The organism is Mycobacterium barrassiae (assembly GCF_025822765.1).
In the GTDB taxonomy this organism is placed as follows: domain Bacteria; phylum Actinomycetota; class Actinomycetes; order Mycobacteriales; family Mycobacteriaceae; genus Mycobacterium; species Mycobacterium barrassiae.
Genome location: NZ_JACKUK010000011.1, coordinates 107288 through 123322, shown reverse-complemented (window position 1 = coordinate 123322; position 16035 = coordinate 107288). Strand labels below are relative to the sequence as shown.

The following is a 16035-nucleotide window of genomic DNA, read 5'->3' as shown; positions in this document are numbered from 1 at the left end:
CCATGGCGTGTTTCGTGGAGAAATCGCGCCATGAGGTTACATGCGGCGCTGCACGCAGATTCGTCGGACACCTAGCCGTGCCAGCCGAGACGCTGAGTGCCAAGGGCCGCCAGACCCGGGAGGCCATCGAGCAGGCCGCCCGCAAACTGTTCGCCGAACGCGGTTTTCACGGCACCACGCTGAGCGACATCACATCGGCGGCAGGCAAGTCGCCCGCGGTGTTCTACCGCTACTTCGCCGACAAGGAAGATCTACTGGCCGCACTCGCGCAATCCTTTCTGCACGACGTGGTCGCGCCGTCGGGCCTGAGCGTCGACCTGCCCGAATCGCCCGAGGATGACGCGTTCTTCCACGGCGTGGTAACCGGCTACTGGAACATCTTCAAACAGAACATCGGCATCATGATCGCGGTTGCGCAGCTCGCAGCGACGCAGCCGCGATTCGCCGCCGTTCAGAACGAGTTCCGCCGCTTCGGGATGGACATCTTCGCGGCCTCCGTGCGCCGAGCCCAGGAACAGGGCTACGGTGGCGAACTGAATCCCGAGCACACCGCGGCGGCGATCGCGCTGCTGTTCGAGAATTTCACCACCGTTTTCGTCGGTACGTCCGGTCTGGGCCTCGAGATCGGGGACGAGGACGCGATCGCCACACTGTCGAGGATCTGGAAGAAGACGCTGTACGGGTTCTGAAGTACGTCAAAGGAGTCAACGTGGATTTCACCCTGCCGGACCACCTTCCGGGCCTGCTCGACGAGATGGACGCGTTCATCGAAGCGGAGATCAAGCCGCTGGAACGCGAGAACATGCAGTACTTCGACCACCGCCGCGAGTATGCGCGCACCGACTGGGAGAACGGCGGCATCCCGCGGCGGGAATGGGAGGACCTGCTCGGCGAGATGCGCAGGCGCGCCGATGCCGCGGGCTGGCTGCGGTACGGCCTGCCGTCGCAGTTCGGCGGCCGGGACGGCACCAACATCGATATGGCAGTCATCCGGGAGCACCTGGCGCACAAGGGACTCGGGCTGCACAACGATCTGCAGGACGAGTCCTCGATCGTCGGCAACTTCCCGCAGGTCATCATGATGGACCGGTTCGGCACCGAGGAACAGAAGAAGGAGTGGACCGACGCGCTGATCACCGGTGAGCGGTCGATGGCGTTCGGGCTGACCGAGCCCGACCACGGATCGGATGCGACGTGGCTGGAAACCACTGCCGTGCTGGACGGCGACGAGTGGGTCATCAACGGCGCCAAGCGGTTCAACACCGGCGTGCATCGGGCCACTCATGATCTCGTGTTCGCCCGCACCTCTGGCGAACCGGGACAGGCCCGCGGCATCACCGCATTCCTGGTGCCGACCGACGCCCCCGGCTTCACGGTCCCCTACTACTGGTGGACGTTCAACATGCCGACCGACCACGGCGAGGTCGAACTGAAGGACGTCCGGGTGCCCGCCGATGCGATACTCGGCGAGGTGGATCGCGGCCTCGAGGTGGGCCAGACGTTCCTGCACGAGAACCGGATTCGGCAGGCCGCCAGCAGCCTGGGTGCCGCGCAACACTGCATCGACCGCGCCGTCGAATATGCCAACGAACGGATCGTGTTCGGCAAGCCGCTGTCGGTGAACCAGGCCGTGCAGTGGCCGCTGGTGGAGTTGCAGACCGAGGCGCAGATGGTGCGTCTGCTGGTGCGGTATGCCGCATCCGAACTCGATCGCAACCACCACATGGAGGTGTCGGACAAGGTGTCGATGGCCAACTATCGCGCCAACCGGTTGGTGTGTGAGGCCGCCGACCGAGCCATGCAGGTGTTGGGCGGCGTCGGCTACAGCCGTCACGAGCCGATGGAACACATCTACCGTCACCACCGCCGTTACCGGATCACCGAGGGCGCCGAGGAGATTCAGATCCGTCGGGTGGCGCAGCGGCTCTTCGGATTCGGGCGCCGGTGAAGGATCAACTCGAGGCTGTGCTGCGCCCGGCATTGGGCGAAGTCGTCATCGAGAATCTGCGCGCGTTGACCGGTGGGGCCAGCAGAACGACCTGGGCGTTCGACGCCGTGTCCTCGGAGCGGCGGGCGTTGATCCTGCGCACCGGTCCGCCCGACGACATCCACGCGAGCATGGAACTCGAGGCGGCGGTGCAGCAACGCGCCGCTGCCGCCGGCGCCCCGGTCCCCCACATCGTGACGGCCGACAATTCCTCTGCCGCACTGGGTAATCCGTATCTGATCTGCGATGCGATCGCCGGTGAGACGATCGTGCGGCGGATCTACCGCACGCTCGATGACGCCGGGCGGGACCGGTTGCTGCGCCAGTGCGCCGAGGCGCTGGCGGCGATCCACCGCGCCGACCCGACGGGGGTGGGTTTGGCCGAGTCCGACCAGCTCAGCGAGTGGCGCGACCGGCTCGACGAAATGGGTGACACCACAGCGACGTTCGAGTGGGCCTTCCGCTGGCTGGCCGCGAATCGCCCGCCGCCGTCACCGCATGTGCTCGTGCACGGGGATTTCCGGATGGGCAACCTGATCGTCGACGAGAACGGACTCGCGGCGGTCCTGGACTGGGAGTTGGTGCACACCGGTGAGGTGTACGAGGACCTGGCCTGGTTCTGCATCCGTGCCTGGCGGTTCGGCGCGCCTGAGGATATGGGTGCGGGCGGGCTGGGCAGCGTCGAAAGCTTCCTGGCCGCCTACGAAGAGGCCGCCGGTACCCAGTTGGATCGAGAGGCCTTTCGCTGGTGGCTGACCGTGGCGACGCTGCGCTGGGGCGTCATCTGCCGATTCCAGGCCGAACGGCATCTGTCGGGCACATCGCCATCGGTGGAGCTGGCCGCGATCGGCCGCCGCGTCGCCGAAACCGAGTGGGATGTGCTGGATCTGCTGACGGGAGGTGGGCCGCGATGAGCGGGCTGTACGGGCGGCCGACGGCGGCCGAACTGGTCGCGGCGGTCGCCGATTTCCTCGACAACGACGTGCGGGCTGCGACAGGTCCCGACGCTCGACTCGCCGAAGCGGGTGCGGTGAACTTCCACGCCCGCGTCGCCGCCAATGTGCTGCGCATCGTCGAACGCGAGCTGCTCGACGGGCCCGCGACCGACGTCACCGCCGCACTGGAGCAGTTGGGCTATCCCGACGAGACCGCACTCGCGATGGCCATCCGCGCCGGCGATCTCGACGACCGGGCCGACGACGTGTTGGCCGCGCTGCGCACGATCGTGCGGCGGCGACTCGATGTCGCCCACCCCGGATATTCCTAGCGATTTGTGTGCATCGAGGAGCGGTGAGCGCTCGCGAATGCACACAAATCGCTCAGATCCGCCGGGCGCGGGCGAGCCAAGCCGGCTCGTCGACGATCGACCCGGCCGGCAGGCCGATGGCCTCGACGTGCGGTTCGAGGACAACACCGCGATAAGTGGTCTCGTCGAGCGCCTCCAGGACCCAGCCGTCGCCCCCGAACGCCTCGCGGATGACGGTTTCGCTGACCTCGGGACCAAACCCGCGACCCTTGTCGGACAGCGCCAGCACATGGACCAGCGCGCCCGGCGCGCACGCCGCGTGCAGGCTCGCGACGTAGCCGGCCCGGTCCGCGTCGCCGGAGATGTCGCCGAAGATGTGGAACAACGCGCTGTCGATGACGGTGTTGTAGCGCCCCTGAACGCCGAGGTCGAGCGCATCGGCAACCTCGAAGCGGGCGTCGACCCCCTTCTCGGCCGCATTGGCGCGGGCCTGCTCGATCGCGGTCGGTGCGGAGTCGACGCCGAGTACGTCGTAGCCCAACCGGGTAAGCAGGATCGTGTGCTCACCGGTCCCACAACCGGCGTCGAGCACCTTGCTGCGTACCAGGCCGGCGCGTTCGAGGCCGACGATCGCGGGTTGCGGCTCGCCGATCACCCACGGCGCGGTGTGGGACTTGTAGGCGTCATCAAATCGGGAGAAGGTTGGTACGGAATCCATGCGTTCCAGGGTTCTACCTCAACCTGACTTCAGGTCAAGGGAGATCTAGGTTATGAACATCACCGGCTCCGAGGCGATCGTCGACGTCGCCGATCAGCTGTTCGGCGCCATCACCAACGGCGACATCGCCGCGGTGACCGCACTCTGGCACGACGACGTCGTCGTCTGGAAGGTGGCCGACCGCGACCGCGACAAGGAGCGGGCCCTGCGGGTGATCGACTGGTTCATCGGCACGACCACCGACCGTCGCTACGAAATCCTGGAACGCCACGTCATCGACGGCGGGTTCATGCAGCAGCACATCCTGCACGCCACCGGACGCAACGGCGGATCGATCGCTATGCGCGTCTGCATCGTGGTCAAAGTGGGCGGCAACGGACTCATCACCCGAATCGACGAGTACTTCGACCCCGCGGAGATCGCCCCGCTGCTGGAGTCGACGACCTGACAAGGAGACCACATGGCAAGCCTCAGCGAGTTTTTCAGCGATTCGGCGTCGACCGGAGCGTGGACCGTCGTGCCCGACCAATCCACCATCGTGGCGAAAGCCAAATCCTTCTGGGGCGCGCTGCCCGTCAAGGTGCGCTTCACCGAATTCAACGGAGACGGCCAAGTCACAGCTCCCCAAACGGTTTTCGGCCGCCTCGACATCAAGGTCGCATCGCTGCGTACGGGCATCGGCCGACGCGACGACCACCTTCGGTCCGCCGATTTCTTTGAGGCCGAGAAGTTCCCGGACATCAGCGTGGTGGTCACCGCCGCCGACGCCGTCGACGTCGACACCATCGATCTGCGTGCACAGCTGACGATCAAGGGCGACACCAAACCGCTGAATCTGAAGGCCAAGGTGACGCCGGTCGGCGACGGTGGAATGCGGCTGGCGACCGAGGCGACGATCAACCGCAACGACTTCGGCGTCGACGGCAATATGGCGGGGATGATCCCGGACACTGTGAAGATCTCGGGCGAGATCGTGTTCCGACACGCTGACTAACCCGTACGATCGGCCCCATGGTCGAGTCATCGCGTCCGCTGCGGGTCCTCGTCTACAGCGACAATCCCAGGACCCGAGAGCAAGTGAAGCTCGCGCTCGGAAAGCGCGTGCACCCTGACCTCCCGGAGCTGACGTACGAGGAGGTCGCCACCGGACCGATGGTGATCCGGCAGATGGACGAGGGCGGATTCGACCTGGTGATCCTCGACGGTGAGGCGGCCCCGACCGGCGGCATGGGAATCGCCAAGCAGCTCAAGGACGAGATCGCCGACTGCCCTCCCGTGCTGCTGCTCACCGGACGGCCCGACGACGCTTGGCTGGCCAGTTGGTCCCGGGCGGAGGCTGCGGTCCCCCACCCGATCGACCCGATCCGGTTGGGCGATGCGGTGGTATCGCTTCTGCGCACACCCGTGCAATAGCAAACACACGAATCCGCCTGTCGCGCTTGCCGATTCGCGGCATGCCAACCCAGCGGAAGTGTGATCTTAGCCATACTAACCCCAACGTGTGGCGCTCATCGCCAGGCCCGCTAGGGTGTGGGTAAGCTCACATCGACAGCCCACGAGGGAGCGTTTGCTCGGCATGGATTTGTACACGCCAATACTGGTCCTCGGCGCGGTCGCGGCTGCCTTCGCGATCGGGTCGGTCGGAATTGCTCTGGTGGTCGGCCCCAGGCGCTACAACCAGAGCAAACTCGAGGCCTACGAGTGCGGCATCGAGCCGGTTCCCGAGCTGGCCAGTGCGCACTCGGCGGGCCAGCGGTTCCCGATCAAGTACTACCTGACCGCGATGTTGTTCATCATCTTCGACATCGAGATCGTCTTCCTCTACCCGTGGGCGGTCGCATTCGACAATCTCGGACTGTTTGCGCTGGTAGAGATGCTGCTCTTCATGGTGGTGGTATTCGTGGCCTACGCGTACGTCTGGCGGCGAGGAGGTCTGGCATGGGACTAGAGGAAAAGCTGCCCGGCGGGATCCTGCTCTCGACGGTCGAGAAGGTCGCCGGCTACATCCGGAAGGGCTCGCTGTGGCCCGCAACCTTCGGGCTGGCCTGCTGCGCCATCGAGATGATGGCCACCGCGGGCCCGCGGTTCGACATCTCGCGGTTCGGCATGGAGCGGTTCTCGGCGACTCCCCGGCAGGCCGATCTGATGATCGTCGCAGGCCGGGTCAGCCAGAAGATGGCGCCGGTGCTGAGGCAGATCTACGACCAGATGGCCGAACCCAAGTGGGTGCTGTCGATGGGGGTGTGCGCCTCCTCGGGCGGCATGTTCAATAACTACGCGATCGTGCAAGGCGTCGACCACATCGTCCCGGTTGACATCTATCTTCCCGGCTGCCCGCCTCGGCCGGAGATGCTGCTGCACGCAATCCTCAAGCTGCACGACAAGATTCAAGAGATGCCGCTCGGTGTTCACCGCGAGGAGGCGATCCGCGAAGCTGAGAAGGCCGCCCTTTCGGTCACCCCGACCATCGAGCTCAAGGGGTTGCTGAGGTGAGCGAGAACGACAACGGCGCCCGCCCCGGGCCACAGGCCGACATCGATCCGCCCGAGATCATCGGTGTGCGCCGCGGCATGTTCGGGGCCAGAGGGTCCGGCGACACCTCGGGCTACGGCCGTCTCATCCGGCCGGTGGCGCTGCCCGGCAGCTCGCCCCGCCCTTACGGCGGCTACTTCGACGAGGTGGTCGACACACTCGAAGCCGCGCTCGGCGGCGACGGCTATGCCGAGTCGATCGAGCGAGTCGTCGTCTACCGCGACGAGTTGACGCTGGAGGTTGACCGCCAGCAATTGCCGGCGGTCGCGCAGGTGTTGCGCGACGATCCCGGGTTGCGGTTCGAGCTCTGCCTGGGGGTCAGCGGGGTGCATTACCCCGAGGACCGCGGCCGCGAGTTGCATGCGGTGTATCCGCTGATGTCGATCACCCACAACCGCCGGATCCGGGTGGAGGTGGCCACCCCCGACGAAGACCCCCACATCCCGTCGCTGTACGGGGTGTATCCGACCGTCGACTGGCACGAACGCGAAACCTACGACTTCTTCGGCATCATCTTCGACGGTCATCCCGCCCTGACGCGCATCGAAATGCCCGACGACTGGGTGGGACACCCCCAGCGCAAGGACTACCCGTTGGGCGGTATCCCGGTGCAGTACCACGGCGCCGAGATCCCCCCGCCCGATCAGCGGAGGGCCTACAACTGATGAACTCACCTGACAACCCGACCAGTTCTTCTGGATCGGGCGGCACCGAAACCGTGGTCGTCGTCGGCGGACAGGACTGGGATCAAGTCGTCGAGGCCGCGAAACAGAACGCGGCGGCACACGCCGGTGAACGCATCGTCGTCAACATGGGTCCCCAGCACCCGTCCACGCATGGGGTGCTGCGGCTGATTCTGGAGATCGAGGGCGAGACGATCGTCGAGATCCGCTGCGGCATCGGCTATCTGCACACCGGCATCGAGAAGAACCTCGAATTCCGCACCTGGACCCAGGGCGTCACCTTCGTCACCCGCATGGACTACCTCTCCCCGTTGTTCAACGAAACCGTGTACTGCCTGGCGGTGGAGAAACTGCTCGGCATCACTGACGACATCCCCGAACGCGCCAGCGTCATCCGCGTGATGATGATGGAACTCAACCGCATCTCCAGCCACCTGGTCGCCCTGGCCACCGGCGGCATGGAACTGGGGTCCATGGGTGCGATGTTCTACGGCTTCCGCGAACGCGAACAGATCCTGTCGATCTTCGAAACCATCACCGGGCTTCGGATGAACAACGCCTACATCCGCCCCGGCGGGGTGGCGATGGACCTGCCCGAGGAAGCCATCCCCCAGATCCGCGACATGCTCAAGCTGATGCCCACACGGCTCAAAGACCTCGAAGACCTGCTGAGCGAGAACCTCATCTGGAAGGCGCGCACGCAGGGCATCGGGTATCTGGATCTGACCGGCTGTATGGCGCTGGGGATCACCGGGCCGGTCCTGCGCTCCACCGGCCTGCCGCACGATCTGCGGAAGGCCCAGCCCTACTGCGGGTATGAGACCTACGACTTCGACGTCATCACCGACGACGCCTGCGACTCCTACGGCCGCTACCTGATCCGCGTCAAGGAGCTGCACGAGTCGCTGAAGATCATCGCCCAGTGTGTCGACCGGTTGGACGTGCCCAATCCGGGGCCGGTGATGATCGAGGACAAGAAGTTGGCCTGGCCCGCCGACCTCAAACTCGGCCCCGACGGGCTGGGCAACTCGCCGGAACACATCGCCAAGATCATGGGCCACTCCATGGAGGGGTTGATCCACCACTTCAAGCTCGTCACCGAAGGCATCCGGGTCCCGCCCGGACAGGTGTACGTGGCCGTCGAGTCCCCGCGTGGGGAGCTCGGGGTGCACATGGTTTCCGACGGCGGCACCCGCCCCTACCGCGTGCACTACCGCGACCCCTCATTCAACAACCTGCAAGCCGTCGCGGCGATGTGCGAAGGCGGAATGGTCGCCGACGCCATCACCGCCGTCGCATCGATCGACCCGGTCATGGGAGGCGTGGACAGGTGACAGTGTTCCTCGAACTTGGTCAGCGGCCCGACGAGCCCGGCCCACCGATCCACGGCCCCAAGACATACCCCGCCGACGTTGCCGCGCGCCTGGCCGCCGACGCCGAGACGATCATCGCCAAGTATCCGCACCACCGCTCGGCGTTGCTTCCGCTGCTGCACCTGGTGCAATCCGAAGACGGCTGCCTCACCCCCGCCGGTATCGGATTCTGCGCCAAGCAGTTGGGCCTAACCGACGCCGAAGTCACTGCGGTGGCGACCTTCTACTCGATGTACCGCCGTACCCCGACCGGCGAATACCTCGTCGGGGTGTGCACCAACACCCTGTGCGCGATCATGGGCGGCGACGCCATCCTCGAGGCGCTGCAAGACCACCTCGGTGTGCACGCCGGCGAGACCACTCCCGATGGCCGCGTCACCCTCGAACACATCGAATGCAACGCCGCCTGCGATTACGCACCCGTCGTCATGGTCAACTGGGAGTTCTTCGACAACCAGACGCCGTCGTCGGCCCGTGACCTCGTCGACGGACTGCGCGAAGGCCGACCACCCGTCCCGACCCGCGGTGCACCGCTGTGCACGTTCAAAGAGACCGCGAGAGTGCTTGCGGGCCTGCCCGATCCGGCGGCGGCCACGGCGCAGACGCCCGCCGGGAACGCCACCCTCGCGGGGCTGCGCATCGCCAGGGAACGCGGCATGGAGGCGCCTGCGGTCGAGGCGGTGACGGACTCGCACAGCGGGCCCGACGACGCCAAGGTCGCCGCAGAAGCGACCAAAGACCAACCCGCGGCAGGCCCGTCGGCCACGGTGCCGCCCAAGCCGAATCAGCCCGAAACCGACCCGAAGGCAACGGATTCGAAAGCATGACACCACTGACTCCCGTGTTGAGCCGGTTCTGGGACGAGCCAGAGCCCTGGTCGATGGAGACGTACCGTCGCCATGACGGCTACCGCGCGCTCGAGCATGCGCTCGCCATGGATCCCGACGATCTCATCGCCACCGTGAAGGACTCGGGACTGCGTGGGCGTGGCGGCGCGGGGTTCCCCACGGGTACCAAGTGGTCATTCATCCCTCAGGACGACACGGGTGCAGGCGCCAAACCCCACTACCTGGTGGTCAACGCAGACGAGTCCGAACCTGGGACGTGTAAAGACATTCCGCTGATGCTGACCACCCCGCACTTCCTGGTCGAGGGCGTCATCATCGCGGCCTACGCGATCCGCGCGCACCACGCGTTCATCTACGTCCGCGGCGAGGTGGTGCCGGTGCTGCGGCGCCTGCAGGCCGCGGTCGCCGAGGCGTACGACGCCGGGTACCTCGGCACGAACATTCTGGACTCGGGTTTCGATCTGGACCTGATCGTGCACGCAGGCGCCGGCGCCTACATCTGCGGCGAGGAAACGGCGCTGCTGGACTCGCTCGAGGGTCGTCGCGGGCAGCCCCGTCTGCGCCCGCCGTTTCCCGCCGTAGCGGGCCTGTACGCCTCCCCGACGGTGGTCAACAACGTCGAATCGATCGCCAGCGTGCCGCCCGTGCTTCTCAACGGTGTGGACTGGTTTCGGTCGATGGGAAGCGAGAAATCGCCGGGCTTCACGCTGTACTCGCTGTCGGGACACGTCACCACGCCGGGCCAATACGAGGCCCCGCTGGGCATCACGATGCGCGAGCTGCTCGAGTACGCCGGCGGAATCAGGGCCGGCCACAAGCTGAAGTTCTGGACGCCCGGCGGCTCGTCCACGCCGCTGCTGACCGACGAACATCTCGACGTGCCATTGGATTACGAGGGTATGGCCAGCGTCGGGACGATGCTCGGCACCAAGGCCCTGCAGGTGTTCGACGAGACCACCTGCGTCGTACGTGCGGTGCGCCGCTGGACGCAGTTCTACGCGCACGAATCGTGCGGCAAGTGCACACCCTGCCGGGAGGGCACGTACTGGCTGGCGCAGATCTACGAGCGGCTTGAAACCGGCAGGGGTACGGACGCCGACATCGACAAGTTGCTGGACATCGCCGACAACATCAACGGGAAGTCGTTCTGCGCATTGGGCGACGGCGCGGCCGCACCGATCATGTCGTCGATCAAGTACTTCCGCGACGAGTACGTCGAGCACCTGGCCGGCGGCTGTCCGTTCGACCCGCACGCCTCGACGCTGATGGCAACGGAAGGGGTGGGGGTCTAGATGATGGGTCGATTCTCTGCGCGAGCAGACGTGAAAACCCCCGTATTGCGGCGAAATGGGGGGAGTTGGCGTCTGCTCGCCGAGGAAGGGGTGGGGGTCTAGATGACCGTGACCGAACCGGCCCACGACGCCCCCGCCGTCGAGATGGTGAACCTCACCATCGACGGCATCGAGGTCAGCGTGCCCAAGGGCACCTTGGTGATTCGGGCCGCCGAACTGATCGGCATCCAGATCCCGCGGTTCTGCGACCATCCGCTGCTCGACCCGGTGGGCGCCTGCCGGCAGTGCCTCGTCGAGGTCGAGGGCCAGCGCAAGCCGATGGCCTCGTGCACGATCACCTGCACCCCGGACATGGTGGTCCGCACCCAGCTGACGTCCGAGGCTGCGGACAAGGCGCAGCAGGGTGTGATGGAGCTGCTGCTCATCAACCACCCGCTCGACTGCCCGGTGTGCGACAAGGGCGGTGAGTGCCCGCTGCAGAACCAGGCGATGTCCAACGGCCGCGCCGAAACCCGGTTCGAGGACGTCAAGCGGACCTTCCCCAAGCCGATCAACATCTCCTCCGAGGTGCTGCTGGACCGGGAACGCTGCGTGCTGTGCGCGCGCTGCACCCGGTTCTCCGAGCAGATCGCCGGTGACCCGTTCATCGATCTGCTCGAACGCGGTGCGCTGCAACAGGTCGGCATCGCGCCCGGCGAGCCGTTCCAGTCGTACTACTCCGGCAACACCGTGCAGATCTGCCCTGTCGGCGCGCTTACCGGTGCGGCGTACCGCTTCCGAGCCCGGCCGTTCGACCTGGTGTCCAGTCCCAGCGTGTGTGAACACTGCGCCGGGGGCTGCGCGGAGCGCACCGACCACCGCCGCGGAAAAGTCATGCGCCGGTTGGCCGGTGACGACCCAGAGGTCAACGAGGAATGGAACTGCGACAAGGGGCGGTGGGCCTTCACCTACACGACCCAGGGCGATCGCATCACCACTCCCCTGGTCCGGGAGAACGGTGAGCTGCGGCCGGCGTCGTGGTCGGAGGCCATCATCGTCGCAACCGAGGCACTCGGCGCCGCCCGCGGCCGCGCCGGGGTGCTGGTCGGTGGGCGACTGACGGTCGAGGACGCCTACGCCTACTCGAAGTTCGCCCGAATGGTGCTGCACACCAACGACATCGATTTCCGCGCCCGCGCACACAGCACCGAGGAGGCCGAATTCCTCGCCGCACACGTGGCCGGGCAGCCGATGACGGTCACCTACGCCGACCTCGAGAAGGCGCCGACGGTGCTGCTGGCGGGTCTGGAGCCCGAAGAGGAAGCGCCGATCGTGTTCCTGCGGCTGCGCAAGGCCGTCCGCAAGCACGGGCTTCAGGTGAAGGCGATCGCACCTTTCGCCACCCGGTCGCTGGGCAAGCTGCGCGGACAGCTGGTCGCGACGGTGCCCGGCGGTGAGGGCGCAGCGCTCGACGGGCTCGCCGACGACACCCAGCTGGCGCTTCCCGGCGCCATCATCCTCGTCGGGGAGCGGTTGGCCACCTCACCCGGAGCGCTCTCTGCCGCAAGCAGATTGGCCGCCGCAACCGGCGCGCGACTCGCGTGGATACCGCGGCGTGCCGGTGAACGCGGCGCGCTGGAGGCCGGGGCACTGCCCGGCCTGCTGCCCGGCGGTCGGCCGGTCGCCGATGCCGCCGCGCGCGAACAGACCGCCGCCGGATGGAATGTCTCCGAGCTACCGAGCACACCCGGACGGGACACCGCCGCCATCCTCGACGCCGCCCGCGCGGGTGAGTTGGGGGCCTTGGTGTTCGGCGGTGTGGAAGTAGCCGACCTGCCCGACCCTGACGGCGCCCTCGCGGCGATCGATGCCGTGCCGTTCGTGGTGAGCCTCGAATTGCGCGAGAGCGCGGTCACCGAACGTGCCGACGTGGTCTTCCCGGTGGCGCCCGTCGTCGAGAAGGCCGGTGCGTTCGTCAACTGGGAGGGCAGGATTCGACCCTTCGAGGCGGCGCTGCAGACCAACGCCATACCCGACCGGCGGGTGTTGTCGTTCCTCGCCGACGAGCTCGGTTACGACCTGAACGTGCCAACGGCTCTGGTCGCGGGCGAGGAGATGGCGCGGCTGGGACTCTGGGCCGGCGAACGGCCGAGCGCTCCGTCGGTGCCGCCGTCCCAGCCCGCGCAGCCCGGCACGGGTCAGGCAGTGCTCGCCGGCTGGCGGATGCTGCTCGACGAAGGTCGCCTGCAGGACGGCGAACCGCATCTCGCCGGTACGGCCCGTGAGCCTGTCACACGACTCTCGGCCGCCACGGCGGCCCAGATCGGCGTCGCCGACGAGGATCTGGTGACGGTGCGCTCGGAACGCGGCGAGATCACGTTGCCGCTCTCGATCACCGATATGCCCGACGGCGTCGTGTGGCTGCCGCTGAACTCGCCGGGATCTGCGGTCTACCGGCAGCTCGGAGTGACTCCTGGCACCGTCGTCTCGATCGGACGGACGCAACGATGACTCATCCCGATCCCACACTCTTCGGCCACGACCCGTGGTGGTTGATCCTCATCAAGGCCGTCGCCATCTTCGCGTTCCTGATGCTGTCACTGCTAGTGGCGATCCTGATGGAGCGCAAGATCCTCGGCTACATGCAGATGCGACCGGGGCCCAACCGCGTCGGGCCGTGGGGATTGCTGCAGTCGCTGGTCGACGGCGTCAAGTTGGCGCTCAAAGAGGGACTGATCCCCGCCGGGGTGGACAAGTTCATCTACCTTGCGGCGCCGGTCATCTCGGTGGTCCCCGCGTTCATCGCGTTCTCGGTGATCCCGATGGGCGGCGAGGTGTCTGTGTTCGGACATCGCACCGCACTGCAGCTCACCGATATGCCGGTGGCGGTGCTGTTCGTGCTGGCCGCCACGTCCATCGGGGTGTACGGGATCGTGTTGGCCGGCTGGGCTTCCGGGTCCACCTATCCACTGCTGGGCGGGCTGCGTTCCAGCGCCCAGGTGATCTCCTACGAGATCGCGATGGCGCTGTCGTTCGCGGCGGTCTTCATCTACGCGGGCACGATGTCGACGTCGGGCATCGTGGCCGCCCAGCAGGGTCTGTGGTTCATCTTCCCGTTGCTGCCGTCGTTCATCATCTACCTCGTCTCGATGGTCGGCGAAACCAACCGGGCGCCTTTCGATCTGCCCGAGGCAGAGGGTGAACTCGTCGGCGGATTCCACACCGAGTACTCATCGATCAAGTTCGCGATGTTCATGCTCGCCGAGTACGTCAACATGTTCACGGTGTCGGCGCTGGCGACCACGCTGTTCTTCGGCGGCTGGCACGCGCCCTGGCCCATCAACATGTGGGACGGTGCCAACACGGGCTGGTGGCCGCTGCTGTGGTTCACGGCCAAGGTCTGGGGCTTCATGTTCGTGTTCTTCTGGCTGCGGGGAACGTTGCCCCGCATGCGCTATGACCAGTTCATGGCGCTGGGCTGGAAGATACTGATTCCGGTCTCGCTGGCCTGGATCGTGATCGTGTCGTCCGCGCGCAGCCTGCGCAACCACGGCGTCGACCAGCTCGTCACGGGACTGATCACCGTCGCCGTCGTGGTCGGCTTGCTCCTGCTGGTCGGGCTGTGGAGACGGTTGCGCCGCAGGGAGATTCGCAAGGTTCCCGAGCAGGTGCTGGATTCCAGCGTGTTCCCGATCCCGCCCCTGCCGGGGACGGCCACACAGGCTTCCACGACGGAGTCCTCGAAGGAGATGTCCCCGAAGGAGAAGTCTTCAAAGGAGAAGACGCATGCCTAAGTTCCTCGACGCGATCGCGGGTTTTCGGGTCACGTTCGGCACCATGTTCAAGAAGCGGATCACCGAGGAGTATCCGGAGAAGCCGGGCCCGGTGGCCAAGCGCTATCACGGTCGGCACCAACTCAACCGTTACCCCGACGGTTTGGAGAAGTGCATCGGCTGCGAGTTGTGCGCGTGGGCCTGCCCCGCCGACGCCATCTACGTCGAGGGCGCAGACAACACCGAGGACGAGCGGTTCTCCCCCGGTGAGCGCTACGGCCGCGTGTACCAGATCAACTATCTGCGCTGCATCGGGTGCGGACTGTGCATCGAGGCCTGCCCGACGCGTGCGCTGACGATGACCAACGAATACGAGATGGCCGACGACAACCGCGCCGACCTGATCTGGGGCAAGGACAAACTCCTCGCCCCGCTGAAATCCGGCATGCTTCCCCCACCGCATCCGATGGCGCCGGGAAGCACCGACGAGGACTACTACCTCGGCAACATCAAGCCCGTCACCGAGGACGTCACGTGACGGTGGACTTCCTCGCGTCAGCGGCCGCCGACGTAGCCGGTCGTACCTCAACGACAGAAGCGGTGTTGTTCTGGGTGCTTAGCGCCGTGGCACTCGCGGGGGCGATCGGTGTGGTCGTGGCGCGGAAAGCCGTGTACTCGGCGATGTTTCTCGCCAGCACGATGATCGTGCTGGCTGTCTTCTACATCGCGCAGGACGCACTTTTCCTCGGCGTCGTCCAAATCGTCGTCTACACCGGCGCGGTGATGATGCTGTTCCTGTTCGTGCTCATGCTGATCGGCGTCGACCTCTCGGAGTCGCTGGTGGAAACCATTCGGGGGCAACGCGTTGCGGCGATCGTGGTCGGCTTGGGATTCGGCGTCCTCCTGATCGCCGGTATCGGCAGCGTCTCCGTCGGCGGCTTTGTTGGCCTGTCCCAGGCCAACGCCGGGGGCAACGTTCAGGGCCTGGCCGCGCTGATCTTCACCAAGTACCTGTGGGCGTTCGAGTTGACCGGTGCACTGCTGATCACCGCCGCCCTCGGCGCGATGGTGCTGGCCCACCGCGAACGCTTCGAACGCCGCAAGACGCAGCGCGAACTGGCTCAGGAGCGCTTCAAGCGGGGCGGCCATCCGACAACACTGCCCAATCCGGGTGTGTACGCACGCAACAACGCCGTCGACATGGCGGCTCGTCTTCCCGACGGATCGCCTTCCGAACTGTCGGTCAGCGCACTACTGCAGAAACGAACCGTGAGTCAGACAAACGGCGGCGGAAAAGACGAATGAATCCCGATAACTATTTGTATCTGTCTGCGTTGTTGTTCACTATTGGCGCTGCGGGAGTGTTGTTGCGGCGCAACGCCATCATCATGTTCATGTGTGTCGAGTTGATGCTCAACGCCTGCAATCTGGCGTTCGTGACGTTCTCGCGCATGCATGGGCACCTCGACGGCCAGATGGTGGCGTTCTTCACGATGGTGGTGGCCGCATGTGAGGTGGTGGTCGGGTTGGCGATCATCATGACGATCTTCCGTACCCGCCGGTCGGCCTCGGTCGACGATGCCAGTCTGCTGAAACACTAAGAG

General features: G+C 66.1%; 18 protein-coding genes and 1 pseudogene. 18 read left to right on the top strand and 1 reads right to left on the bottom strand.

Features of this window, described 5'->3' with window-relative positions:
- The first annotated feature begins 77 nt into the window (after positions 1–77).
- The 4 genes from H7J93_RS02880 to H7J93_RS02865 are packed head-to-tail and all read left to right on the top strand — an operon-like array spanning position 78 to position 3254.
- Complete coding sequence (locus H7J93_RS02880) at positions 78–689, top strand: TetR/AcrR family transcriptional regulator (protein ID WP_267304786.1); 612 nt, start codon at positions 78–80, stop codon at positions 687–689.
- Between the two features lie 20 nt (positions 690–709).
- Positions 710–1948: an acyl-CoA dehydrogenase family protein gene (locus H7J93_RS02875; RefSeq protein WP_267304785.1), complete on the top strand. Its 1239-nt coding sequence runs from the start codon at positions 710–712 to the stop codon at positions 1946–1948.
- A complete protein-coding gene (locus H7J93_RS02870; protein ID WP_267304784.1) occupies positions 1945–2901 on the top strand; it encodes a phosphotransferase family protein in 957 nt (318 codons plus the stop codon). The genes H7J93_RS02875 and H7J93_RS02870 overlap by 4 nt, the downstream gene beginning before the upstream one ends.
- A complete protein-coding gene (locus H7J93_RS02865) occupies positions 2898–3254 on the top strand; it encodes a DUF6285 domain-containing protein (protein ID WP_267304783.1) in 357 nt (118 codons plus the stop codon). The genes H7J93_RS02870 and H7J93_RS02865 overlap by 4 nt, the downstream gene beginning before the upstream one ends.
- Before the next feature lie 52 nt (positions 3255–3306).
- Here the strand turns inward: H7J93_RS02865 and H7J93_RS02860 are convergent, their stop codons facing one another.
- Positions 3307–3951, bottom strand: a complete 645-nt coding sequence (locus tag H7J93_RS02860; protein WP_267304782.1) for a class I SAM-dependent methyltransferase — start codon at positions 3949–3951, stop codon at positions 3307–3309.
- Positions 3952–4003: 52 nt separating this feature from the next.
- Between H7J93_RS02860 and H7J93_RS02855 the strand changes: the two genes are divergently transcribed.
- From H7J93_RS02855 to nuoK, 14 genes and pseudogenes are all read left to right on the top strand, one after another.
- Positions 4004–4399, top strand: a complete 396-nt coding sequence (locus H7J93_RS02855; protein WP_267304781.1) for a nuclear transport factor 2 family protein — start codon at positions 4004–4006, stop codon at positions 4397–4399.
- A 12-nt stretch (positions 4400–4411) separates the two neighbouring features.
- Positions 4412–4945 carry a YceI family protein gene (locus tag H7J93_RS02850; protein ID WP_267304780.1) on the top strand — a complete coding sequence of 178 codons (534 nt, stop codon included), beginning with the start codon at positions 4412–4414 and terminating at the stop codon, positions 4943–4945.
- Between the two features lie 17 nt (positions 4946–4962).
- Positions 4963–5364 carry an Rv3143 family two-component system response regulator gene (locus H7J93_RS02845; RefSeq protein WP_267304779.1) on the top strand — a complete coding sequence of 134 codons (402 nt, stop codon included), beginning with the start codon at positions 4963–4965 and terminating at the stop codon, positions 5362–5364.
- 163 nt (positions 5365–5527) lie between these two features.
- Positions 5528–5899, top strand: coding sequence for an NADH-quinone oxidoreductase subunit A (locus H7J93_RS02840; RefSeq protein WP_267304778.1), 372 nt, complete (start codon positions 5528–5530; stop codon positions 5897–5899).
- Positions 5890–6444 (top strand): NuoB/complex I 20 kDa subunit family protein, encoded by a 555-nt coding sequence (locus H7J93_RS02835; protein WP_267304777.1) that lies wholly within the window; start codon positions 5890–5892, stop codon positions 6442–6444. Before H7J93_RS02840 ends, H7J93_RS02835 begins: the two co-directional genes overlap by 10 nt.
- Entirely contained in the window at positions 6441–7148 is a 708-nt protein-coding gene (locus tag H7J93_RS02830; RefSeq protein WP_267304776.1) for an NADH-quinone oxidoreductase subunit C, read from the top strand. Before H7J93_RS02835 ends, H7J93_RS02830 begins: the two co-directional genes overlap by 4 nt.
- Positions 7148–8500, top strand: a complete 1353-nt coding sequence (locus H7J93_RS02825; protein WP_267304775.1) for an NADH-quinone oxidoreductase subunit D — start codon at positions 7148–7150, stop codon at positions 8498–8500. Before H7J93_RS02830 ends, H7J93_RS02825 begins: the two co-directional genes overlap by 1 nt.
- Positions 8497–9366 (top strand): NADH-quinone oxidoreductase subunit NuoE, encoded by an 870-nt coding sequence (gene nuoE / locus H7J93_RS02820; protein ID WP_267304774.1) that lies wholly within the window; start codon positions 8497–8499, stop codon positions 9364–9366. Before H7J93_RS02825 ends, nuoE begins: the two co-directional genes overlap by 4 nt.
- Positions 9363–10679 (top strand): NADH-quinone oxidoreductase subunit NuoF, encoded by a 1317-nt coding sequence (nuoF, locus tag H7J93_RS02815; protein ID WP_267304773.1) that lies wholly within the window; start codon positions 9363–9365, stop codon positions 10677–10679. The genes nuoE and nuoF overlap by 4 nt, the downstream gene beginning before the upstream one ends.
- Positions 10680–10781: 102 nt before the next feature.
- Positions 10782–13169 (top strand): NADH-quinone oxidoreductase subunit G, encoded by a 2388-nt coding sequence (locus tag H7J93_RS02810; protein WP_267304772.1) that lies wholly within the window; start codon positions 10782–10784, stop codon positions 13167–13169.
- On the top strand, positions 13166–14452 hold the full coding sequence (nuoH, locus tag H7J93_RS02805) for an NADH-quinone oxidoreductase subunit NuoH (protein WP_267304771.1): 1287 nt from the start codon (positions 13166–13168) through the stop codon (positions 14450–14452). The genes H7J93_RS02810 and nuoH overlap by 4 nt, the downstream gene beginning before the upstream one ends.
- Positions 14433–14969 (top strand): annotated as a pseudogene (nuoI, locus tag H7J93_RS02800) (NADH-quinone oxidoreductase subunit NuoI); the annotation flags it as partial. The gene nuoH and the pseudogene nuoI, both read left to right, overlap by 20 nt.
- Before the next feature lie 2 nt (positions 14970–14971).
- Positions 14972–15736, top strand: coding sequence for an NADH-quinone oxidoreductase subunit J (locus H7J93_RS02795; protein ID WP_372507773.1), 765 nt, complete (start codon positions 14972–14974; stop codon positions 15734–15736).
- Positions 15733–16032 (top strand): NADH-quinone oxidoreductase subunit NuoK, encoded by a 300-nt coding sequence (gene nuoK / locus H7J93_RS02790; protein WP_006245521.1) that lies wholly within the window; start codon positions 15733–15735, stop codon positions 16030–16032. The genes H7J93_RS02795 and nuoK overlap by 4 nt, the downstream gene beginning before the upstream one ends.
- The last annotated feature ends 3 nt before the right edge of the window (positions 16033–16035 follow it).